This window comes from Bacillus sp. GB_SG_008 (assembly GCF_052038115.1).
In the GTDB taxonomy this organism is placed as follows: Bacteria; Bacillota; Bacilli; order Bacillales; family Bacillaceae_G; genus Bacillus_A; species Bacillus_A rhizoplanae.
This window is the reverse complement of sequence record NZ_JBPZSK010000009.1, coordinates 55735-78167: the sequence shown is the minus strand read 5'-3', so window position 1 is coordinate 78167 and position 22433 is coordinate 55735. Positions and strand designations below refer to the sequence as shown.

The 22433-nt window shown below is 35.2% G+C and carries 20 protein-coding genes; 15 read left to right on the top strand and 5 right to left on the bottom strand.

Translation table 11 applies throughout. The annotated features are described in order from the left end of the window. Positions 1–467: 467 nt before the first annotated feature. The 7 genes from ACTDJC_RS19575 (at position 468) to ACTDJC_RS19545 (ending at position 6534) form a co-directional block, all read left to right on the top strand. Positions 468–1172 carry a DNA/RNA non-specific endonuclease gene (locus ACTDJC_RS19575; protein WP_440604437.1) on the top strand — a complete coding sequence of 235 codons (705 nt, stop codon included), beginning with the start codon at positions 468–470 and terminating at the stop codon, positions 1170–1172. Positions 1173–1175: 3 nt separating this feature from the next. After that, a complete protein-coding gene (locus ACTDJC_RS19570; protein ID WP_440604436.1) occupies positions 1176–1655 on the top strand; it encodes an immunity protein YezG family protein in 480 nt (159 codons plus the stop codon). A 352-nt stretch (positions 1656–2007) separates the two neighbouring features. Further along, entirely contained in the window at positions 2008–2739 is a 732-nt protein-coding gene (locus ACTDJC_RS19565) for a YwqJ-related putative deaminase (RefSeq protein ID WP_440604435.1), read from the top strand. A gap of 1 nt (position 2740) precedes the next feature. Then, entirely contained in the window at positions 2741–3193 is a 453-nt protein-coding gene (locus ACTDJC_RS19560; RefSeq protein WP_440604455.1) for a toxin-antitoxin system YwqK family antitoxin, read from the top strand. Continuing rightward, positions 3186–3884, top strand: coding sequence for an endonuclease V (locus ACTDJC_RS19555; protein ID WP_440604434.1), 699 nt, complete (start codon positions 3186–3188; stop codon positions 3882–3884). Before ACTDJC_RS19560 ends, ACTDJC_RS19555 begins: the two co-directional genes overlap by 8 nt. A gap of 822 nt (positions 3885–4706) precedes the next feature. Next, entirely contained in the window at positions 4707–5117 is a 411-nt protein-coding gene (gene mce / locus ACTDJC_RS19550; RefSeq protein ID WP_440604433.1) for a methylmalonyl-CoA epimerase, read from the top strand. 430 nt (positions 5118–5547) lie between these two features. Beyond that, complete coding sequence (locus ACTDJC_RS19545) at positions 5548–6534, top strand: NAD(P)-dependent alcohol dehydrogenase (protein ID WP_440604432.1); 987 nt, start codon at positions 5548–5550, stop codon at positions 6532–6534. A gap of 55 nt (positions 6535–6589) precedes the next feature. On the opposite strand, the gene ACTDJC_RS19540 is transcribed toward ACTDJC_RS19545, so the two are convergent. Continuing rightward, positions 6590–7507 (bottom strand): AraC family transcriptional regulator, encoded by a 918-nt coding sequence (locus ACTDJC_RS19540; RefSeq protein ID WP_440604431.1) that lies wholly within the window; start codon positions 7505–7507, stop codon positions 6590–6592. A gap of 343 nt (positions 7508–7850) precedes the next feature. On the opposite strand from ACTDJC_RS19540, the gene ACTDJC_RS19535 reads away from it, so the two are divergent. From ACTDJC_RS19535 to ACTDJC_RS19520, 4 genes are read left to right on the top strand one after another with little or no spacing between them, the layout of a single operon-like run. After that, complete coding sequence (locus ACTDJC_RS19535) at positions 7851–8582, top strand: ThuA domain-containing protein (RefSeq protein WP_440604430.1); 732 nt, start codon at positions 7851–7853, stop codon at positions 8580–8582. 24 nt (positions 8583–8606) lie between these two features. Continuing rightward, the gene (locus ACTDJC_RS19530; RefSeq protein WP_440604429.1) at positions 8607–9632 is read left to right on the top strand and encodes a Gfo/Idh/MocA family protein; all 1026 of its coding nucleotides are present in this window, start codon (positions 8607–8609) and stop codon (positions 9630–9632) included. Between the two features lie 12 nt (positions 9633–9644). Further along, the gene (locus ACTDJC_RS19525) at positions 9645–10658 is read left to right on the top strand and encodes a Gfo/Idh/MocA family protein (protein WP_440604428.1); all 1014 of its coding nucleotides are present in this window, start codon (positions 9645–9647) and stop codon (positions 10656–10658) included. Between the two features lies 1 nt (position 10659). Continuing rightward, the gene (locus ACTDJC_RS19520) at positions 10660–11628 is read left to right on the top strand and encodes a sugar phosphate isomerase/epimerase family protein (RefSeq protein WP_440604427.1); all 969 of its coding nucleotides are present in this window, start codon (positions 10660–10662) and stop codon (positions 11626–11628) included. 80 nt (positions 11629–11708) lie between these two features. Here the strand turns inward: ACTDJC_RS19520 and ACTDJC_RS19515 are convergent, their stop codons facing one another. The 3 genes from ACTDJC_RS19515 to ACTDJC_RS19505 form a co-directional block, all read right to left on the bottom strand. Continuing rightward, on the bottom strand, positions 11709–11930 hold the full coding sequence (locus ACTDJC_RS19515; protein WP_440604426.1) for a hypothetical protein: 222 nt from the start codon (positions 11928–11930) through the stop codon (positions 11709–11711). 411 nt (positions 11931–12341) lie between these two features. Continuing rightward, positions 12342–13160: a histidinol-phosphatase gene (locus ACTDJC_RS19510; RefSeq protein ID WP_440604425.1), complete on the bottom strand. Its 819-nt coding sequence runs from the start codon at positions 13158–13160 to the stop codon at positions 12342–12344. A 556-nt stretch (positions 13161–13716) separates the two neighbouring features. Then, positions 13717–14394 carry a GNAT family N-acetyltransferase gene (locus ACTDJC_RS19505; protein ID WP_440604424.1) on the bottom strand — a complete coding sequence of 226 codons (678 nt, stop codon included), beginning with the start codon at positions 14392–14394 and terminating at the stop codon, positions 13717–13719. Positions 14395–14768: 374 nt separating this feature from the next. Here ACTDJC_RS19505 and ACTDJC_RS19500 point away from each other — a divergent pair, with 374 nt between their 5' ends. Next, positions 14769–15773 (top strand): proline racemase family protein, encoded by a 1005-nt coding sequence (locus tag ACTDJC_RS19500; RefSeq protein ID WP_440604423.1) that lies wholly within the window; start codon positions 14769–14771, stop codon positions 15771–15773. Positions 15774–15886: 113 nt separating this feature from the next. Further along, positions 15887–16864, top strand: a complete 978-nt coding sequence (locus tag ACTDJC_RS19495; protein WP_440604422.1) for an ornithine cyclodeaminase family protein — start codon at positions 15887–15889, stop codon at positions 16862–16864. A gap of 150 nt (positions 16865–17014) precedes the next feature. Here ACTDJC_RS19495 and ACTDJC_RS19490 read toward each other — a convergent pair whose 3' ends face one another. After that, positions 17015–17674 (bottom strand): BglII/BstYI family type II restriction endonuclease, encoded by a 660-nt coding sequence (locus tag ACTDJC_RS19490; protein WP_440604421.1) that lies wholly within the window; start codon positions 17672–17674, stop codon positions 17015–17017. 761 nt (positions 17675–18435) lie between these two features. On the opposite strand from ACTDJC_RS19490, the gene dcm reads away from it, so the two are divergent. Both dcm and ACTDJC_RS19480 read left to right on the top strand, forming a co-directional pair. Beyond that, positions 18436–19719, top strand: a complete 1284-nt coding sequence (dcm, locus tag ACTDJC_RS19485; RefSeq protein ID WP_440604420.1) for a DNA (cytosine-5-)-methyltransferase — start codon at positions 18436–18438, stop codon at positions 19717–19719. A 1119-nt stretch (positions 19720–20838) separates the two neighbouring features. Next, entirely contained in the window at positions 20839–22389 is a 1551-nt protein-coding gene (locus tag ACTDJC_RS19480) for a MutH/Sau3AI family endonuclease (RefSeq protein ID WP_440604419.1), read from the top strand. Positions 22390–22433: the final 44 nt, after the last annotated feature.

Here is a 22433-nt window from a genome sequence, read left to right as displayed (position 1 = left end):
GAAAAAGAATAGGCTGTTTAAAAGTAGAGACTCATGATGGTTGTACCATCATGGGTTACTATGTGCAACGATATAGTCAAAAGCGAAGTATGAGCTTAGGCGAGATGACATTTTACCGGGCGACGAATATAAAGAACATGGAATGGACATGAAACTAACGAACTCGTACAAGCTCGTAAGTTTTAATGTAATACTTGTCACGATATATAAAAGGTGTCATATTGTTACTATAAAACTTACAAATTTAATTCTACTTAAAAACACATGAACTTAAAGCGCTTGATTGTCTACTAAAGGCAACTAGTGCCTTTTTGTATTTTATTATGAAAATTGAAAAGTATATTATAATTTTATTAGTGTACTAAGTGTAAATTTTTTATATCAGTACGAACATAAGAAGAAAAGGCTGGAAAACAGCAGATAAAATAAATGACTGGGATCACGCGATAAAAAGCGGAGTTGCCAAGGTGGTAGACGGTACAACAGGTGGATTCAATATTGCGAAAGATTTCGTATTAGGTAAATCTCTAGTACCCGTTGATGGAGTCATGGGACTTCGTCGTGGCACGAATTGGGAAGCTGCGGTGAAGGCGAGTCATGATGAGTCGAAAGGGATTATCCAGAGTCGGATTTCGGAGTTGGAAGAGAGTGTTGTTGGTAAGGGTACGGGTAACACTAGTAAGGCTGCTGATGATGTAGTTAAAGATGGTAGTCACTTTTTAGATGAATTTAAATTGAAACCTAATGTGAAATATGAAACGAATGGATATCTGTATCAAACGGATGAACTAGGACGAATTGAGAGAGCTTCTGGAGAATTAACGTCAGAGATGGGAGAACGTAGTAGTAAGCATCAGTTAGCTGCTGGGGGGGAAGATAGAGTTAAAGCTCCTAGTACTCAAGGAGATCATGGTGGACATTTAATCGGTACACAATTTAATGGATCTCCGCTAATTGATAACATAGTTGCAATGAATGGTAATGTTAATGTAAGTGCTTATAAAAAATTGGAATCTGCTTGGGCAAAAGCTTTAAGAGGAGGAAAAGAAGTTTTTGTGGATATAAGGCCAAGGTATGGCGGAACTTCAATACGACCGGATAGCTTTGCTATTATTTATAAAATAAATGGTATCGAAAAAGTGAAGATTTTAAAAAATGTATATGGAGGTTAGAATATGAAAACTGAAAAAATGGAAGAATTATATGGAATAATTGCAAATTATCTCAATAGTATAATCCCTGTTGGGTGGAAGGAAGTTTATTTATATGCAGAAATAGATGACTTTAGTAATGAGGCATTTTTCTATTTCTATCCTAACAATGATTCTGAACCAATCTATAGTTTAGAGATTCCTGAAATATATAATTTAGAAAAAGATCAGTATATGGAAAAATTATTTAAACTTAATGACTATATAGAAAAACTACGCGAGGAATTTAAGAATAATAATCAACCATTGTGGTCCAATTTAACATTTGAACTAACTTCTTCGGGTAAATTTAATATTGATTATGATTATACAGACTTGGATAATTGTGAGTATGATGATTACGAAAGACATGTGATATGGAAATATAAAAAATTGAATAAATTACCTGATGAAAATAATGAATTTGATAAAGATATTATTGAGAAATACAAAAAGGAAAGATAATATTTTTTATTAAAATATCCAACTAGATGAAAAAATGGAAGAGAATTATGAAATGTATTCATATAAAATGAAGAGTTTAATAAAAATTCTTTTAGAAATTCAAGCATAAAAAATGACTTTAATTTTGATGAGGCTACTGAAAAAGTACCTGCTTTGAGCAAGTAACAGAAATTCTATCAATATAAAGAAAACGAAAGAAGATAACTATCTACTATATAGATAGTTATCTTCTTTTTCTCTTTAAATAGCTTTTTCTAGTGGTATCATTTTTTATTTTCATTGATAATGGATTTTCTCCTGAAATTTCTATATAAATGACTGGGATCACGCGATAAAAAGCGGAGTTGCCAAGGTGGTAGACGGTACAACAGGTGGATTCAATATCGCGAAAGATTTCGTATTAGGTAAATCTCCAGTACCCGTTGATGGAGTCATGGGACTTCGTCGTGGCACGAATTGGGAAGCTGCGGTGAAAGCGAGTCATGACGAGTCGAAAGGGATGATTCAGAGTCGGATTTCGGAGTTGGAAGAGAGTGTTGTTGGTAAGGGTACGGGTGAAGCTTCTAATAGTGGCGAAAATTTAAGTAGAATAGAATACTTGCGTAATAAATATGGAAAGTTTACTTCACAAGAATTAAACTATAGGATAAATTTGCGTGGTGCTGTAGAAAAAGAAGTTGAAAGACTAAATACATTAGGGCTGACTAAAAATGAAATGGGTCCAGCGGTTGCAGGAACATTTGATAAAACAACTGGAAAATATTATTTTGGAATTAATAATACTGACGGTGATATTCCAGATACATTGCACCCAATTATTAGGGATAGGATATATAACATGCCTAGTAGTGTTAAAGATGGTTATAAATTTACGTATGGAGCGGGTTCCCATGCAGAGGTATACTCCTTGAATCAGGCATTACTTGCGAATCCAAAAGCACAGCCAACAGATTTTATTACCCACGTCGTAAGGTCTGGTAAAAAATTAAAACCGGCTGGTATGATGATGCCAACCTGTCCACATTGTAATTTTATTACTGAAGGATTTGAATTTAGTTCAGAGGTGAAAAAAGTTGGAAAATAAGATGGATGTACTAAGTAAAGAATATGTATTAGAACATGGTATAGATTTTGATGAGGAACTATGGTTTACCTCATACAGTGATGAAGTGCTAGATAACCCAGAAGATGAGGGTGGAAAGCCTTTTACTGGTTTAGCTTACGAGTTATATGACAATGGGAATTTAGCATATTACTGTTATTATAAGAATGGTTTTAAAGAAGGTAATAATGTTAAATTTCATCATAATGGAAAAGTGAAATCTACAGATTATATGATAAAAGGACAAACAAGAGGTATAAGAAAAATTTGGTATGAAAGTGAAGAACTCAAATATGAAGGAGAGTTTAAATTCGGCGTTTGTTTAAAGTATACTGAATGGGATAAACAAGGGAATATAATCAGGAAAAAAGTTTCTCCAACAAAAGATGAGTTAGAACTAATTACCCGATTCGCTGATCGTGATGATAATGAATAATTTTGATGAAAAGGAATTAATACAAGAGTTTTCAAAAATTCAAAGTGAATTATTACCTAGAATTAAATTAGAAAATAATTTTCAAATAGAAGAGATACAATTTATTGCAGGGGTAGATTTAGCTTACTGGGATGTAAATAAAACGACGTATGGTACATGCTGTATTGTAATCATTGATTATAGTACAAAGGAAATTGTCGAAAAAGTATACAGTTATGGTGAAATAACGATCCCCTATATTCCAGGTTTCCTTGCGTTTCGAGAGTTACCTTTAGTAATAGAGGCAGTTAAAAAACTAACGAAGCAACCAGATATATATATATTTGATGGCAATGGATATTTACATTATCGTCACATGGGTATTGCTACTCATGCCTCCTTTCTTTTAAATAAACCAACGATTGGTGTGGCAAAAAGTTATCTTAAAATTCAAGGTGTAGATTTTATTATGCCAGAGAATCTAATAGGTTCTTACACCGATATTGTAATAAATAATGAAGTCTATGGTCGAACTTTGAGAACGACAAAAAATGTTAAACCTATTTTTGTTTCTTGTGGGAACTGGATTGATTTAGATACAAGTACTGAAGTTGTTATGAACTGTATTAATAACGAGAGTCGTTTACCTATTCCCGTTAGATTAGCAGATTTAGAAACACATAAAATGAGAAAGCAGTTAATGGAAGGGTAACATAGAGAATTAAGATATTGAATGATTATAAATTTTTAAATAAATAAAATAGTGTATTCTCTATTTATTAGGCGACAACTATAATGAACGTAGGTAATAATGCATTCATACAAGCTCGTAAGTTTTAACGTAGTACTTGTCAAAATATATAAAGGCTGTCGTACTGTTACTATAAAACCTACAAATTTACTGCTACTTAAAAACACATGAACTTAAAGCACTTGATTGTCTACTAAAGGCAACAAGTGCTTTTTATTTTAAGGGTACGGGTAACACTGTAAGCGATTATCTTGATGATATAGTCGAGGTCGGTAATGTCAATGTCACTAAGATGAATAAGCTTAAAAATGCTATTCAAAATAATACTTTTAGTGTAGATGGGTTGTCGGAGATTAGTAAAAAGATGTCTGATTTAGGTATTACTAAAGAATATAATGAAGCATTAATTAAAATTGACTTTGGTAAGTATCTTAGAGGACTAATAGGTGACCCGCCTACTGCTATGTTAGCCTACTAAGATAACCAAAGAATACTTTGGTGTTCGTAGGAATCCCCCACTTCAAGCAGTCCGCAAGGACGTTAAGTGGAGGGTAGTTCAAAGGTTAAATAATATGTGAATGCTATAAGACATAAAATTTTAAGTTGAATTTTCATAATTATTATTTTTAAATTTTGTCCGAAGTTAGTATGGTCATATGGAGGGATCAATAAGTTAAGTCATAGATTCCAAGAAGGAAGAGTCTGTATGACGAATAAAAAATTAATGAGAAATACAATAATAAAAAATAAAACGGATGGGCTATTTTAAAAGGAGGATAGTAAGTGATTGAGAAAATTGACCATATCGGAATTGCGGTACAATCTATAGAATCAGTTTTGCCATTTTATACAGAGATATTAAAATTGAAGCTTTTAGGAATAGAAGAAGTACAATCACAACAAGTAAAAGTAGCTTTTTTAGTAGTAGGAGAAAGTAAACTAGAATTGTTAGAGCCACTAAGTAACAAAAGTGCAATTGCACAATTTATTCAAAAACGTGGTGAGGGTATTCATCATATAGCATTTGGAGTCCAATCGATTAAACAAAGAATTCAGTATATAAAGCAAAATGGAATACAGATGATTGATGAATTACCTCGAACTGGTGCACAAGGCGCGCAAATTGCTTTTATTCATCCAAAATCAACATATGGTACATTGTACGAATTATGTGATAAAGAGGATAAAATATGATTGATATTTACGAGAAAAAAAGATGTCATACGGTCACTATAACGCGATAAAACTTATAAACTTGAAGCCATTTAAAAATACATGAACTTAAAGCGCTTGATTGTCAACTAAAGGCAACGAGTGCTTTTTTGTGTTTTAACGTGAAAATTTAAAAGAGAACTATAATTTTATAAGTGCACGAAGTGTTATTTTTGAAGTCATCGTACAGTGTGTTGTAACGGATGCATGTTACACACAAGTTATCCGCAAAAAACGGGCCTTCCTAATGAAGATTGGGAAATTTATGTTTAAAATTAATAGAAAAGAATAATGTCTATTTAACTGAAAGAGTAGGATAGTTTAAGAATAGCTACTGGAGAGTGAACCATTGGTCTATTTATTCGTAATATGCGTATCATATTAATGAATATAACGAATTAGAGGTGGATACATGAAAGCAATTGTGTACACAAAGTACGGTCCCCCTGATGTTCTTCAACTGAAAGAGATAGAAAAACCTATTCCGAAAGAAAATGAAATTTTGGTAAAAGTAAAAGCGACAACCGTAACAGTAGCAGATATTCGGTCACGAAGTTTTACGGTTCCTCCCGCTTTTTGGCTGCCAGCCCGAATAGCACTTGGTGTCAGACAACCAAAAAAAGAGATACTAGGTATGGAGTTAGCTGGAGAAGTTGAGTCAGTTGGGAAGGATGTCAAAAGGTTTAAGGAAGGTGATCAGGTTTTTGCAGCAACTTTGGCGGGGTTTGGTGCTTATGCCGAGTATAAGAGTCTGCCGGAAGATGGTGCTGTATCTATTAAACCTTCCAATATAACTTATGCAGAGGCCGCTGCCATTCCAATTGGAGCACGCACAGCTTTGTATTTTCTTAGAAAGGCTAATATTCAGAGCTGCCAAAGGGTTTTAGTTTATGGTGCTTCAGGAAGTGTAGGAAGTTATGCAGTTCAGATTGCCAAATATTTCGGAGCAAACGTTACAGGGGTATGCAGTACCACGAATTTGGAATGGGTAAAATCTCTGGGAGCTGACCAGGTAATTGATTATACAACAGAAGATTTTTCTAGGATAGATGAGAAATATGATGTTATCTTTGAAGCGGTAAACAAGAGTTCCTTTTCAGCTTGTATGAAATTGTTAAAGAAGGACGGTACCTATATAAATGTCACTGAACCGCTGCCAAGTGTTCGAATGCTATGGACTAAATTGACAAGCCGAAGGAAATTATTATTGAGTCGAAATCCACCTGAAACTTCAGAAGAACTACATTTCCTCAAAGAACTTGTAGAGATGGGGAAGTTAAAAGTAGTCATTGATAGATACTATGAGTTTGAGGAGATAGTTGAAGCTCATAGATATGTAGAGAAAGGACATAAGAAGGGAAATGTCATTATAAATGTGGAACATAACAACAAATTCTGATAAAGTGAGACCTCCATCAGTGGGGGATGAAAGAAACACTGATGGAAGTTTCACTTTATTCTTTTTTAGCCTCCAATTCGTTTTGCATGCGTTGTTTAAACTCCTTTGGAGAGCATTGATTATACCTTTTAAAAAGTTTATAGAACTGAGCCATGTTAGAGATACCAACCTCATAACCGACATTCGTAATACTAAGATCGCTTGTCATTAATAAACATTCAGCTTTTTTTATTCGCTTATAATTAACGTAATCAATAAATGAAGTACCGATAACTTTTTTGAAGTACTTTATAAAGTAATGGTAGCTAAGTCCTAGTAATGAGCAAGCTTCTTCTACAGTAATCTTATCTTCCAAATGTTTGTCTACGTATTCAAGAACTGGCCGCAATCGGTTCAGACCAATTCCCTCTGTATAGTTTAATATGTTGCGTGTATCATTTCTTAAGAGTAATAGCATCATTCGCTTAATAGCAGAACTAATGGCAATTTCATATCCTCTCATTTGTGTTTGTGATTCCTGAAAGATTTCCATAATTAAAGTATATATTTCATCTCTTACAGCCTGCTTTTCTTCAAAAATATAGTTTATTTCATTCAAAGGTTTGGTTTGTTCAGAGAAACAGTATATGTAGGGCATGATACTTTCATCGAAGTGTTTCCCTAAATCGATTTGAAACACCACATATCGTAAATCGTCCATCAGCGGTTTATGAGAACGATGTGGTTGGGAGGCTCCTAAAACGATGACATCGCCAGGGCCTATTAGAACATACTTGTTTTTACTTTGTATCCCCAAATTCCCTTCAATGACGGCAATAAATTCTACTTCTTTATGATAATGCCAAGGGTGTTTCTCTATCGTACTGAAATGATGTTTTTTCATATTAATTTCCCATATTTTTAGAAACAGCAACGGATTTTGATAAATGACTTTTTCATTAATAACTTCTAAATCGTTTTTTATTAAAGTCATACGCAATTTCTCCCCTTTAGAACATGCCACTTTTGTAAATAAAACATATCATAATTCTTCTTATTTTCTCTTTCGATTTTTAACAACCAAAAAAATGATGACACTTTTGAATAAAAAGACAGCTAAATTAAGCATATCCTTCATTCCTTATCTTTTCTATACTAATCACAAATAAAGTGAAACTTCCATCAGTGGGGGGCTTCATCCCCACTGATGGTTAGTTGAACCAATCGGGCTTTTACGGGCAGTTATCCCCAGCCTATCTTCCTTGCTTCTCTCTGCATCTTGAGGTGGGGCTTACTGCCCGTTAATGCGGGATAAAGGAAAAAGGAGTGCTGTCACAATGTTAAAAGTAACTGTATGGAATGAAAATCGACATGAACAAATCAATCCTGTTGTAAGTGAAATATATCCGAATGGAATTCATGGTACAATTGCAGAATTTTTAACGAAAGCAGGGTTCGAAGTAAAAACGGCTACTTTAGATGAACCAGAACATGGATTAACAGATGAAGTATTACATCAAACAGATGTATTAGTATGGTGGGGACATATGGCACATGAAGAAGTGGCAGATGAAATTGTTGAAAAAGTAAAACGACGTGTATTAGGCGGAATGGGATTAATTGTTTTGCATTCAGGTCATTTCTCGAAGATTTTCAAAACGTTAATGGGTACAAGTTGCGATTTAAAATGGCGTGAAGCGGATGAAAAAGAACGTTTATGGGTTGTAGAGCCGAGCCATCCAATTGCAGAAGGAATTTCAGAATTCATTGAACTTGAACGTGAAGAAATGTACGGTGAACATTTTGATATTCCAGCGCCGGATGAATTGATATTTACAAGCTGGTTTGAAGGTGGGGAAATTTTTAGAAGCGGCTGCACATATAAAAGGGGGAACGGCAAAGTGTTCTATTTTAGACCAGGACATGAAACATACCCAACGTACCATAATAAAGAGATTCAACGCGTGATCATAAATGCAATTCAATGGGCAAAACCAGTAGAAAGAAAACGTCCTGTCTACGGTAATGCCGAGCCGATTGAACAAATTGCTGTAAAAACGAATAAGTAAACTGAAACAAAGGGGATAAAAATCATGGGAAAAATAAAAGTAGCGGTTATTGGTTGTGGAAGCATTGCAAAGTATCGTCATTTACCAGAATATCAATTCAATGAAAATGTAGAATTGGTCGCAGTTTGTGATAGAAACGAAGAACGTGTAAATCGCGCAGCAAAGCAATATGGCGTAAAAGCGTATACAAATTATGAAGAACTGTTAGCTAGCGGCACCGTGGACGCGGTCAGTGTATGTACACCGAACGATCTGCATGCGCCTATTTCGATTGCAGCTTTAAACAGCGGCGTTCATGTATTATGTGAAAAACCGATGGCCACATCAGAAGAAGAGGCAAAAGCAATGATTGAAGCAGCGAAAACAAACGGTAAAAAATTAATGATCGGACACAATCAGCGCTTTGTCGCATCTCATCAAAAAGCGCGCGAGCTGATTCAAAATGGCGAAATCGGTAAAATCTATAGCTTCCGCACAGCTTTTGGCCATGGTGGACCAGAAGGATGGAGCGCGGATGGAAAAGAAAGCTGGTTCTTTAAAAAAGAAGAAGCGTTTATTGGGGCGATGGGAGACTTAGGCGTTCACAAAACAGATTTACTTCGTTACTTACTCGGAGAAGAATTTGTAGAGGTTGGTGCATTTGTTGAAAATAATGCGAAAGATTTCGCTACTGTTGATGATAACGCAGTATGTGTATTGAAAACAGAAAGCGGTATTATCGGAACACTTGCGGCAAGCTGGGCTTATACGGGGAAAGAAGACAACTCAACGATTATTTATGGGGAAAAAGCGATTCTTCGCTTAGAAGAACATCCAGTGTATTCATTAATTGTTCAATATGCGACAGGAGAAGTTGTCAATTATGAGCTAGGGAAAATTCAGTCCAATGAGGAAGGCGGACAAAGTAACTCGCACGTGATTGAACAATTTGTCCAATCCATTTTGACTGATGAAGCACCAGCTGTTCCAGGTGAAGAAGGGCTTAAATCCTTAGCTGTCATTTTAGCAGCTTTACAATCAAGCAAAACGAAACAAATTACGCGCGTATAAGAGGTGGATAACGTGAGAATCGGCATAATTGGAGCAGGGGGAATTGCCACCGGGCGGCATATTCCAGCGTTTAAACAGTTAGGTAATGAATGCGTCATTTGGGGCGTAAGTGATATTAATCATGAAAGAGCTACAGAAGTAGCGAATGAGCATAATATCCCGCACGTATTTGCTGACTATAAAGATATGCTGAAAGAAGTAGATGCTGTATGTATTTGTACGCCAAATAAATTCCATGCTGAATTTGCGGTTGAGGCTTTGCAAGCAGGCGTTCATGTATTATGTGAAAAACCAATGGCACTATGTAAGCAGCAGTGCGAAGAGATGCTGGAAGCTTCAAAAAAAGCAGATAGAAAACTAGCAATTGCCTATCATTATCGTTTTATGAAAGAAGCACAAGCAGCAAAAAGAATGATGACAGAAGTAGGCCGTCCTCTCGTAGCGCGCGTGAAAGCGATGCGGCGCCGCAAAGTTCCTGGGTGGGGCGTATTTACGAATAAAGAACTGCAAGGCGGAGGAAGTTTAATAGATTATGGCTGCCATTTACTTGATTTATCCCTTTGGCTAATGGGAAACCCAAAACATATAGCGGTTCTTGGAAGTGCGTACAATGAATTAAGTAAAACACCGAATCAGCTAAATCAATGGGGAACATTTGATCATGAGACTTTTCATGTAGATGATCATGTAACTGCTTATATAAAATTTGAAAACGGTGCTTCATTGCTGCTCGAAACGTCTTGGTCTGCCAATATTAAAGATGATGAAGAACATGTTAGCATTTCTGGGATAGACGGAGGTATTAACGTTTTTCCACTTGAACTTTACACAACGAAAAACGGCATGTTGATGGACAGTACGGCGACTTGGATAGAGGGAGAAGAGGATTATAGTTTCATGCAGGCTAAAAACTTCATTGATGCCTGCAAAGGAAAGGCTGAGTTAGTGGTAAAACCGGAAGAAGCACTTCAAGTATCAGCTATTATCGATGAAATATATAACACTAGTAAAATAGGGGGAAAATAAAATGAAACTTGGGGTATTTACAGTTTTATTTGCAGATCGTTCATTTGAAGAGATGTTAGATACAGTAAAAGCAGCAGGTCTTCACGCCGTTGAAATTGGAACGGGCTGTTATCCTGGAAATCATCATTGTCCATTAGATGAACTGCTTGAAGATAAGGATAAAAGGGAAGCATACCTAAAAAAAGTAACAGACCGAGGGCTAATCATTAGTGCATTTAGCTGTCACGGTAATCCAATCTCACCGGAAGAAGGCTTTGCGAAAGAATCTGACGACACGCTTCGGAAAACGATTCAATTAGCATCGCTGCTGAATGTGCCGGTCGTAAACTGTTTTTCCGGAACAGCAGGGGATCACGAGGGAGCGAAATATCCAAACTGGCCTGTTACCCCGTGGCCAAATGAATATGCTGATGTACGGACTTGGCAGTGGGAACATAAGCTCATTCCTTATTGGAAAGAGCTCGGGGAATATGCAGAAAAACACAATGTGAAAATTGGTTTAGAATTGCACGGGGGATTCTTAGTGCACACACCGTATACGTTATTAAAACTTCGTGAAAAAACAAGCAAAGCAATTGGCGCCAACTTAGATCCAAGTCATCTATGGTGGCAAGGTATCGACCCTGTCGGAGCCATTAAAATTTTAGCAAAAGAAAATGCGATTCATCATTTTCATGCAAAGGACACATACTTGGATCAAGACAATATAAATATGTATGGCCTAACAGATATGCAGCCGTACGGAGAAGTACAAACACGTGCGTGGACATTTCGATCAGTCGGATGCGGCCATGATATGAAAGAATGGTCAGACATGATGAGTGCACTTCGCACGTACGGATATGACTACGTAATAAGCATTGAACATGAAGATCCAATCATGTCGATTGAAGAAGGATTTAAACGTGCCGTTACGAATTTGAAAAGCGTATTAATAGAAGAAACACCTTCACAAATGTGGTGGGTGTAATACAATCAATCCAAGTTTAAAGAAGAAAGCAGGTTCGGCCTGCTTCTTCTTTTTTAGACATGTTCATCTGTTTGCTAGTATCATGTTATTCTCCTGATCTCTGCATCGTACTGTACAATATCGACGTACCCAAACCGTTCGAATCCTTCACCAAATTCTCCAATGTTTTCTCCTACTTCTTTATTACGGCGAAACTCCATCATAATCGCTCTAAATCGGTGGGGAGGAATTTCGTATTCAATATGATAAGATTTGCTGATGTCAAAAGAATCTCTTGAATCGTATAAGGTGCATGTATACAACAGAGAGCCATCTCCTTTCTTATACGATATGTATATCGGTCCATAATTGAACAAGATTCATCCGTGCTGATGAGTTGGTTGTTTGTATAATTCATTTGTATATATAACCTCACGTTTTTAGGAGAGGTGTTTCTTTATGGCATGAAAGGCGAGTCTACCGAATCTCTGTGAAGTTCATTTTTGCATGTAATGATTAAAATATGGTCTTCTTATGATTTTATTCTGTTATTTGCGGGCAGTAAGAATCCTACCTCAAGATTTAGAGAAATTGAATAAGATAGGTGAGATAGTCGGTTTTAGAATTACGAATGACGCTAAACAAAAAAACGAGTGTGTTCCGGTTGCATACCGAAACATACTCGTTTTTTTAGTCTGTCTACTTGAAAAGGATGAGGCTATATACATTTTTAGTTATAGCTTTATTGCGTATCTTTGTTTTTCTTTAAAGTATACCCATTCCTCAAACCCGATTTCCTGCAAATGTTTTTGAACGAAATCAAAATCGTCTCCAACTCGATCAGGTGAATGTGCATCGGACCCGAAAGTGATGTCGACTCCATAGTAGAGAGCTCTTGCTAAGATGTCATCTGCTGGATACCAGCCGCCACAACTCTTCATTTTGCCCGATGTGTTGACTTCGATTGCAATGCCGCACTGCGCGATGACTTTCAAAGTTTGGTCGATGACGTCTGTTTGGATGGAAGAGAAGGCAGGATAATACCCTTTCATGGCGTCGATGTGTCCGAGTATTTGAAATGTATTGCTTCTTGCGGACTGCTCGATTAGATTGTAGTACTCCTCTTTTAGTTTGATTTTTTGCGATTGTGTTAAGTCATCCCATATATTTTTGGTGAAGATTTGCAAGTCATTTACGTAGTGGACTGAGCCTATGATGTAATCGAATGGATATCGGTCAAGGTACTGGCGGTATGTTTCGATGTGCATGGGAAAAAAATCTGCCTCGATTCCAAGTAAAACCTCGATTTTACCTTCGTACTCTTTTTTCAGTTGCAGTATTTCGTTTACATAGTTCGGGAACTCACTTTTTGCCATTGCGATGGAGGGAAGAAAGTGGTCCTCTTGACTAGCGAAAAATGGGGAATGGTCGGAAATTCCAATGATATGTAATCCTTTTTCAATGGCTGCTTCAATATAATTTCGAATTGGCTGTTCAGCATGCCCGCAACGTTCATGGTGAGTATGTAAATCGAATTTATACTTTTTCATCATCGTTCACCTCGTATAAATAATGAGTGCTTTTCCATTATCATAGAAGATTGGAATTTCAATGTCCATTTCGATGGAAGAAGAATATATTCACAGTAGTTCAGCGGAAACTATAAATGTACGGTATGTATCCCGCATTAACGGTCAGTAAGACCCCCATCTCAAGATTGAGAGAGAAGTGAAAAAGATAGGAGGGGAGCTTCGTAAATCCCTTTTTCCACATGCAAGAGTTATAAATATGAAATTTTTATAAATTGAGAAGTATGATGATCGCAACCTTTAGCCATAATTACAACTAAAGGTTTTTTAGTATAAAAAATGAAACAAAATAAAAAATCACAAGGAGACAATTTTATGGAAAATAATAAAAATGCAATACTCGCTTTTGTTGTTTTAGCTTTAGGTTTAGTGTTTTTTGTTGGGGGCATGGTTTATTCAATATGGTGGTCTTGAATGTTTAAGTGCACAAAACCTTTGTTTTAGGGTAATTTCAAGTCTTTAACTTGAGGGGCATGCGTCAAGACCCCAATAAGATAATTAGATGCTAATTACAAAAAACTTAACTTATATGAAAGTCTATTCCATATCTATGAAGACCCAATTTTTTAGCTATTGCTTGTGAAGAGAAATTGTCCCACGCCGTACTATAAAGAGGATGTAACCCTTCTTTCTTGATTTCGTTTGCCCAAGCAATAACACTTTTTGTTCCATATCCGTTTCCTTTATAAGCCTCCAAAGTTTCCACGCTAGTCTCTGCTGCTTCTGCACTTTTTCTCGCACTACAACATACAGAAACAGCAATACCGTCTTGAATAATAGCGAAACAAGGCTGTCTCCATCCAAACTCCTCAAATAGATTTGGGAAATCCACTTTTAGTAATTCCTTATTTTCATTTGTTACTCTAACTGCGTTTGAAGTCATATTAAAATTTTCGGGAAAAACGTAAGCTGGACCAATCCATATGCTATTTATCGGTCTTATCTCATTTAAAATAACAATTAAGTTTCTAAGGTCAACGATATGCTCATTGTTATTAATAACTTGCAACACTTTACCCATCTTTGAATTTGGGAAACTTTTGTTGAAACGAATCACATTTCCTTCTCTGGTACGACCAAGGAAAAATAAAGGGGCAACATGACCTTCAGGCTCATTTATTTCTGTCATTCTGCCCGAACTATCATATGTAAATAATACATCTGCCTGTATTTCCATTAGCTTGTATTCTTGAGCCAAATTACATCTCCACCTTTCATATCCTGAAAACTGGATATAATTGTTGAAAATTTATATTTACTAACGAGTATACTATTTTTTACTTTCCAGCGTCACCATTTGTTCTAACTGGGGTACCGCCCCATGCCCATCAACCTAACAAAAATAAACTATCCCAAAACGAGAGGATGAAATAGTGTAAAAGAAAGTATACACGTGTATAAAAATTTGTTATGAAAAGGGTAAAAATTTTTAGAAAAAGTGCAAATCCAATTGACTGGTCATTGATAATATTCAGTTCCTAAATTCCGGCACAATATTTGCTAATAAAAAATAGGAAACTTTTAAAATAACAAGCGTCTCATATGAGAATACAAATATCGGAGGGACAAGAAATGAATATTAGCAAAATGTACACAACAATCGACGCACATGTAGCGGGAGAACCGTTACGTATTATTACAGGCGGATTACCAGCGATAAAAGGAAAAACACAATTAGAAAGACGAGCGTATTGTATGGAACACTTGGACCATCTTCGCGAAGTTTTGATGTATGAACCGAGAGGACATCATGGTATGTACGGTTGTATTATTACGCCTCCTGCAAGTCCGCATGCTGATTTTGGGGTATTGTTTATGCACAATGAAGGCTGGAGTACAATGTGCGGCCATGGAATTGTTGCTGTAATCACGGTAGGAATTGAAACAGGCATGTTCGAAGTGACAGGAGAAGAACAAAAGTTCATTATTGACAGCCCGGCAGGAGAGGTTATCGCGTATGCAAAATACAGTGGAAATCAAGTAGAATCTGTGACATTTGAAAATGTTCCTTCGTTCGTTTACAAGAAAGATGTTCCTGTAAAAATTGATGGCTATGAATTTCAAGTAGACATTGCTTTTGGCGGAGCTTTCTATGCTGTTGTAGACAGTAAAGAATTTGGTTTGAAAGTAAATTTTAAAGATTTATCTGCTATTCAAACGTGGGGCGGGAAAATTAAGCACTACATTGAAAGTCAAATGGAAGTAAAACATCCTCTCGAAGAAGATTTAAAAGGGATATACGGCGTTATCTTTTCAGATGAACCAAATGGAAAAGATGCGATGTTACGAAATGTAACCATTTTTGCGGATGGACAGGTAGATCGCTCTCCTTGCGGCACGGGAACTTCAGCTAGACTTGCAACGCTTGTTGAAAATGGAGTTCTACAAGAAGGTGGAAGTTTCGTCCATGAGTGCATTACTGACGGACAATTTGTTGGAGAAGTGTTGTCATCGACAAAAGTAGGTGAATACCAGGCCATCATTCCAAAAGTTACTGGTCAGGCATTTATTACAGGATTTCACCAATTTTTAATGGACCCAAGAGATTCATTAAAACAAGGCTTCTTATTGGCGTAATGTTTGGAGTTGTTTTCTGTTTAGAAAACAAGGGGATTGAAGGTGGAATGGCAAAGTAACTACTATACTGGAAACAAGCATTGGAAAAAGATTCAGGAAAGGACGAGATAAATATGTTAGTCATAAATGCAGCTGAACAAAGAAGTTTAGTAGATATGAATGAAGTAATTGAATATGCAGCGATTGCCTTAAAAGAGTTTTCTGCAGAAAGAACGATTACTCCGATTCGCTACTCTTTGCCATTTGCGAATTCGCAAAATACCGCATTAACGATGCCTTCTGTAGCTGAAGACCTTGGTGCACTTGGATTAAAAGTAGTAACAGTAGCTCCCAATAACCCTAAAATAGGAAAGAAAACAATCAACGGAGTTGTCATGCTATCTGATTTTCAAACAGGAGGACCGCTCGCCCTTTTAGAAGGATCGTATTTAACAATGATTCGAACAGGAGCCTTATCAGGTGTAGCGACAAAATATCTAGCACGCCAAAATGCGAAAAACTTATGCATCATCGGTACAGGAGAGCAAGCAAAAGGGCTTGCTGAGGCCATGGTTGCCGTGCGAGATATTGAAAACATTATGCTTTATAACCGGACAGAACAAAAAGCTGCCGAGTTTGCCGAGTATATTAAAGAGAAATTTAATAAACCTGTCTACATATACACAGATGCAAATGAAGCAGTACGTAAAGCGGATATCGTTGTCACGACAACGAACTCCTTAACACCAGTCTTTTCAGAAACATTAAAACCTGGTGTTCACGTAAATGCAGTCGGTTCATTCAGACCGGTAATGCAAGAACTACCATCTCATGTCATTTCCTCAGCTAATAAAGTAGTAGTCGAATCAAAAGAAGCAGCACTAGAAGAAACCGGTGACCTGCAAATCCCAATACAAGAAGGACTTTTCAAAGAAAGCGACATTCACGCAGAACTCGGACAAATTATAAGTGGCGAACGAACTGGCAGGGAAAGCGATCAAGAAATTACTGTATTTAAATCTGTGGGACTTGCTGTTGTGGATATTGTGGTGGCGAAGTATTTTTATGAGAAGGCTATCAAGAATAATGTGGGGACTACGGTTGAATTGTAGAAAGCATATCGTAGCGCGAAATTTGAAAAGAATAGGTTAATAGAGGTATGAAACTCCAACTTGGTAGAAGTAAGTTGGAGTTTTTTAGTGTTCACTATTCGAGGTGCAGTTCAAATTAGAGTTACTCCTAAATCGAACATTGTTACTTTATTATTTATCTAAAGATAATATATAATTTTTTATTATCTCATCATGTTGCTGGTATACTTTTTTGTTTTCACGTTTTAATATCTTTAAATCTGGTTCTACTAATTTGACATCCCATTCAGGTTCATCAGTCGGATCTAGACCTATTACAAAAATAGGTACTGTAATAGAAAGTTTTGCTGAGGGGATTTCTTTTACTGTTTTTTCAAAACTTGCAACACCGCTATCGATTCGTTTTGCCAACTTGTCGGTAGGTAATATTAATATGCAAACATCAGTCAAATCATATGTGAAGGACAGTTGGAATTTGAAATAATCTCTATAGGAGCTAGCAGCATTACCAAATTCCACCTCTACTTGAGTTGTTATTGTTTGATTGGAAAGTTCGAATTCTTTTCTAAAATCTCCCCTTAGGGCATCACTAAAAGAATCTGGAGTTGCTAGAGGTTCCTCTTCCCAACCAAAATCTCTAAATCTCAATCTAAAATATGTATTCATAACCTGTTGGACTACATCAAGTTTTTTTTGGTTTTTAGATTTTCCTTTATATAAAGATATTGGTGCATTCTCACAAATGTTCATCAATTCAGCATATATTTTGATGTTGTTTGGATGAGTTATTATTTCTTCTGCAAACCTGTATGAAAACGTCTTTATTTTCAATTAACTACGCCCCCTTAATTAAGATGTTTTTAGATTAATTCTTTTTTAGCATATATGCTGTATATAGAGATTTGAAGGCATAAATCAATTGTTTAGCTAGTATAGGAGAATGAAGTTATTCACCTATACTAGCTCCTTTTGTGTATGTACTTAAATAATTCGTAGCGGCTTCGGATTATTTATACGCTTAATCATTTTGTGTTTTTCGAATTTCACAACAATTATCTTTTGGTATTTTTAAATCGTTCTTCGGAAATTCAAATAGCCTTGAATGAGTAATGGCGTAATTAAATCTATATTTCTCTTTCGCATATAGATAAAGACAATAGTAAAAGTTTGTTTTTTATCTAGAAAAAGCTTGTTTCGAAAGTTTCACTAGTAAGCAACATATAGTTTATAATGTTTAAAATCAAGTGTTTTTAGCAGAATAGATATCGTTTTTATTTGAGTAACTCTCAGTTTAACTCCTGTTTCTCAAAAATAGGGGGTAGATTCGTTATTTAGTTTGAATAGAAAATGATTTTTTCTAACCATAGTCCCTAGTTTTCCTTTATGAAAAACGTTGACTGTTTTATTTTCTGGTAAAAATTCAAGGGGAATTTTTTGTACCAGATATTGAGTGTATTCTTTTATTGTATGTGAATTATATGAAAGAGATATATGAATTCTCTTTTCCCATTATGTTATAGTTGATCTTTTCCTTACTTTTTATTATAATGAAGCATAGGTAAATAAAATACCGAAAGGATGTTCGTGTATTTATGATGAAAGTAATAGAACTTTTTGCGGGAGTAGGAGGTTTTAGATTAGGTCTTGAAGCAAATGAAGACTTTGAGGTTCTTTGGGGAAATCAGTGGGAACCGTCTACTAAAGCTCAACATGCATATAATTGTTATGCAACTCGCTTTGAAAATAAAGGAATACATGTAAATGAAGATATAGCTAAAGTTTGGCAAGATGTACCTGAACATGATTTATTGGTAGGAGGTTTTCCTTGTCAAGATTATTCTGTAGCACGTACTTTATCGAACGAAAAAGGGATACAAGGAAAAAAAGGTGTTCTTTTTTGGGAGATTATGAACATTGTTAATAACCGTAAGCCTAGGTTTGTTTTATTAGAGAATGTGGATCGATTATTAAAGTCACCTGCGAAACAAAGAGGCCGTGACTTTTCTATTATGTTAGCGAGCTTCCGAGATGCAGGTTATACGGTAGAGTGGCGAGTGATTAATGCTGCGGATTATGGATTCTCGCAAAGAAGAAGAAGGGTATTTATTTTCGCTTATTTAAACGAATCGTATTTTGCTTCTGTTCAAAATGGGACTGAATCGTTAGAAATCTTATATAAAAATGGATTCTTTGCACCAATATTTAATGTACATGAAGCGCCTCTGGAAAACAAAAAAAGAGGACAATATACTTTGCCAAGTGACATTGTAGAAGTGTCGGATACGTTTAAAGCAGAATATTATAACGCTGGTGTAATGAGAAATGGACAAGTATATACTGAAGAAGTTCTTCCAGTAACTGAAGAACCTGAAACATTAGGTGAAGTTGTTCAAAAAGCATGTGATAACTTTGGACCAGCTGATGAATCTTATTATTTAAAAACGGATAAGGTGAATAAAAAAGGTCGAACAGAGTTTGAAGAGCTTCAGTACTTGAAAGGTCCGAAAAAAGAAGAAAGAATATCAAAAGCAACTGGACACAAATATTTCTATTCTGAGGGAGGGATGGCTTTCCCTGATGATTTAGAAAAACCAGGCCGTACGATGCTAACAAGTGAAGGAACATGTAACAGAAGTTCTCATGTTATTGAAGATCCATACACAAGAAGGTTAAGGTATTTAACTCCTGTGGAATGTGAATTACTGAACGGTTTTCCTATGGATTGGACAAATACAGGTATGCCACAAAGAAATAGATATTTTTGTATGGGTAATGCACTTGTTGTTGGATTGGTAGAGCAAATGGGAAAAAGAATTTTGGAAATAAATAAAGAAGAGGAAAAAATGAAAAGTTTTGTGCAACTAAGTTTGTTTTAATAAATGAAGATTGGATTATACGAAACGAACTACATCATATGAAATAAACCATAATGAAAAATATCTAAGTAGCCTGAGTCCTATAGTTGTGTGGACTCAGGTTATTTATTTTTACTTAGAAAAGCTGATGTTTATTGAAAGGTATATTTTTTGTGCATTATTAGACTCTTTGTTAATTTCTTGATAGGAGTACATTCCATATGAATTATTTATAGGGATTTATTTAGTAATATTACCTAAATGTGAGTCTTCAAAAAGGAAAGTCACATATTTTATCTGAATTAAGGGAATATTGAAAGCTGCATGTTTAACTAAGTTCCAACAAATCTTGTATAAATATTGTATAATATGGAATGTGGTTGAATCGTATTTATATATGTTAAAAGGTGGATTGGGCAAATATACATTTGATTTTCTATAAGTTATTTTCCTGGAATTGTAAGTTGGTAAGGGGGATGTGGAGATTATTTTCTATTAAGGTATTTAAATAAAGCATAATTTTTTCACAGTGCTATCAAAATATAGTACAGATAAACATGAATTTCATTATTTGGAATATCCAAAGTAAGAAGAAAGAATCGAAAAAATTAGAAAAAGAAGATATTTTACCCAAAGATATCGTACGTTCCTTCAGTATAATTTGATATTTAGAGAACAAAGTGGCATACAAGCATATTGAGTGAGGATTGGAGAGTGTTTTCAAGATAAAGAGGAATCTGTTCTAAATTTTAGTGTACGGAAGTATTGAGTTTGTTGCTTGTATCTTGAAAAGAATTATGGCATACTACGAGCGAAATGAGGACAACTTGTATTGGTTCGCTGCTTAATGTCACGTCAAATTCAGCCATGATTGATCTACGCATTAACGAAGGCACGCTTACTTCGTCCAAACTGATAAATACTTCTACATCGTCGGTAGAGTATACTCCTTAACATGCTGGAAAAGTATTTGTAAAAGCATTTTCTTATTAATCATTTAGTAGTTTTGGATCTAATTTAATAAACTTTCGATCGATTCCAAATTTATCCAAATATCTTTTTGGATGTATGATGAGGTTAACGAAATGAAAATTTCTGCTAGTATTATTCGAGAACTTAATTGAAACGTAGGTGAATAATATGGATAAACAGCAATATATGGAAAAAACACAACACCAATTAAATGAAACATTTAATAAGTACACGGGTCTTTCTTTTTCTAATGTAGCAAGAGCTGTTGGTATTAATCCTGAAACACTAAAGTCTAAGCTATCCACAGTGAAACTAGTGAAGGAATTAAAGGAGTTCGAAAATTTTGATGAAAGAGAACTGATTTTCGAAAAATATATTGAATCAGTTTCTTTGAAAACGATTCGTTTGAAACATGATGGTAAACCGAAAGAGTCGATGTCTTTTGAACAAATTAAGTTTAATGAACTAGCAAGAGAAACTTGGGAGACAAGTAAGTTAAGATCTAAATTTTTGTCTACTACATTCTTGTTCGTAGTTTTTGAATATGAAGGTAAAGATACTTTAGACGACAACTTGTATTTCAGAGGGGTTTATATATGGCAAATGCCGTTAGAAACGTTAGATAATGATGTGAAAACAGTCTGGGAGAAGACAAAAAGCCTTTTACAGAATGGATTAAAGATTGAAGAAGTGAAACATGGTAAGAAGACTGTTCAAAAAAATAACTTGCCAGGACTTCAATTTAATAATGTTGCACATGTCAGACCAAAGGCGAATGATGCATCTGATAAAGTTTTATTACCTAATGGACAGTATATTACAAAACAAGCATTTTGGTTAAATGCGGAATATATAGCTGAGGTTGTTAGAGAAATGCCGAGAGTGCAAAAACGCAGACAAAATGATATTGAGTTCAAGGTATTGGACACCTCAGCCATAGAAAAAATTCAAAAAAAATTGGTACAGTCTATTTATACTTTCGAAGATTTTAATGCTATTGCAAGTAAAGTGATAGAAAATTTTGAACAACACTATTTTAATGCAGAAAATATTTCTGCGATGGGATATAACATTCATCCTAATTTTATATTAGTGAAAGAAGTTGTTAGACCAGAGGAGTATTTTGAACAAAAAATATTTGAACAAGATTATTTTACTAAAATAATCGATCCTATTTATGATAGTAGCCAATTTATGCGCAAACTAGTAAATCTTGAAAACAGTTATGATCTCGTGAAAGTAGAAGGAAATACCTATATCACAATCAAAAAACTGAAAGAAGCGGGTATTCATAAAAGAGATTTAATTGATTTTAAAGAGGCTGTCGAAAATTTTGTTAATGCTGGCCAATTTTACACATGGAATTCTATTGAAAAAGCAGGTTTCCATCATTATTTAATAGATTTGGGGTTCCAAGAGATTTTTTATGAGAGCTTACTGAAAAGACCAGGTGCTCTTAAGTACATGAAAATCAATGAAACGACATTTTTTGTGAAAACACTAGATGATTTTAATGTTAGTGCGCTCTTCAAATTTTTAATGGAAGAGGAATTTTCTATCTCATTAAATGAACTAGAGGATAAATTTATTGAGCTATTTGATGCATTTATTAATCAAGATAATATTATTTATTATGCTAATCAAAGTCTTCTATATTATTCAGAAGAACTTGAACGATTATTTATTAATAGTGAGGCATACTATCAATATATTGAATAATGAGGTGAGGAACCTGTATAGCTTGTATGCATTATGCAATCATG

Coding starts and splice junctions, on each gene's coding strand:
- ACTDJC_RS19570 (WP_440604436.1), top strand. CDS start 1,176: ATGAAAACTGAAAAAATGGAAGAATTATATGGAATAATTGCAAATTAT.
- ACTDJC_RS19560 (WP_440604455.1), top strand. CDS start 2,741: ATGGATGTACTAAGTAAAGAATATGTATTAGAACATGGTATAGATTTT.
- ACTDJC_RS19555 (WP_440604434.1), top strand. CDS start 3,186: ATGAATAATTTTGATGAAAAGGAATTAATACAAGAGTTTTCAAAAATT.
- ACTDJC_RS19545 (WP_440604432.1), top strand. CDS start 5,548: ATGAAAGCAATTGTGTACACAAAGTACGGTCCCCCTGATGTTCTTCAA.
- ACTDJC_RS19540 (WP_440604431.1), bottom strand. CDS start 7,507: ATGACTTTAATAAAAAACGATTTAGAAGTTATTAATGAAAAAGTCATT.
- ACTDJC_RS19535 (WP_440604430.1), top strand. CDS start 7,851: ATGTTAAAAGTAACTGTATGGAATGAAAATCGACATGAACAAATCAAT.
- ACTDJC_RS19530 (WP_440604429.1), top strand. CDS start 8,607: ATGGGAAAAATAAAAGTAGCGGTTATTGGTTGTGGAAGCATTGCAAAG.
- ACTDJC_RS19520 (WP_440604427.1), top strand. CDS start 10,660: ATGAAACTTGGGGTATTTACAGTTTTATTTGCAGATCGTTCATTTGAA.
- ACTDJC_RS19510 (WP_440604425.1), bottom strand. CDS start 13,160: ATGATGAAAAAGTATAAATTCGATTTACATACTCACCATGAACGTTGC.
- ACTDJC_RS19500 (WP_440604423.1), top strand. CDS start 14,769: ATGAATATTAGCAAAATGTACACAACAATCGACGCACATGTAGCGGGA.
- ACTDJC_RS19495 (WP_440604422.1), top strand. CDS start 15,887: ATGTTAGTCATAAATGCAGCTGAACAAAGAAGTTTAGTAGATATGAAT.
- dcm (WP_440604420.1), top strand. CDS start 18,436: ATGATGAAAGTAATAGAACTTTTTGCGGGAGTAGGAGGTTTTAGATTA.
- ACTDJC_RS19480 (WP_440604419.1), top strand. CDS start 20,839: ATGGATAAACAGCAATATATGGAAAAAACACAACACCAATTAAATGAA.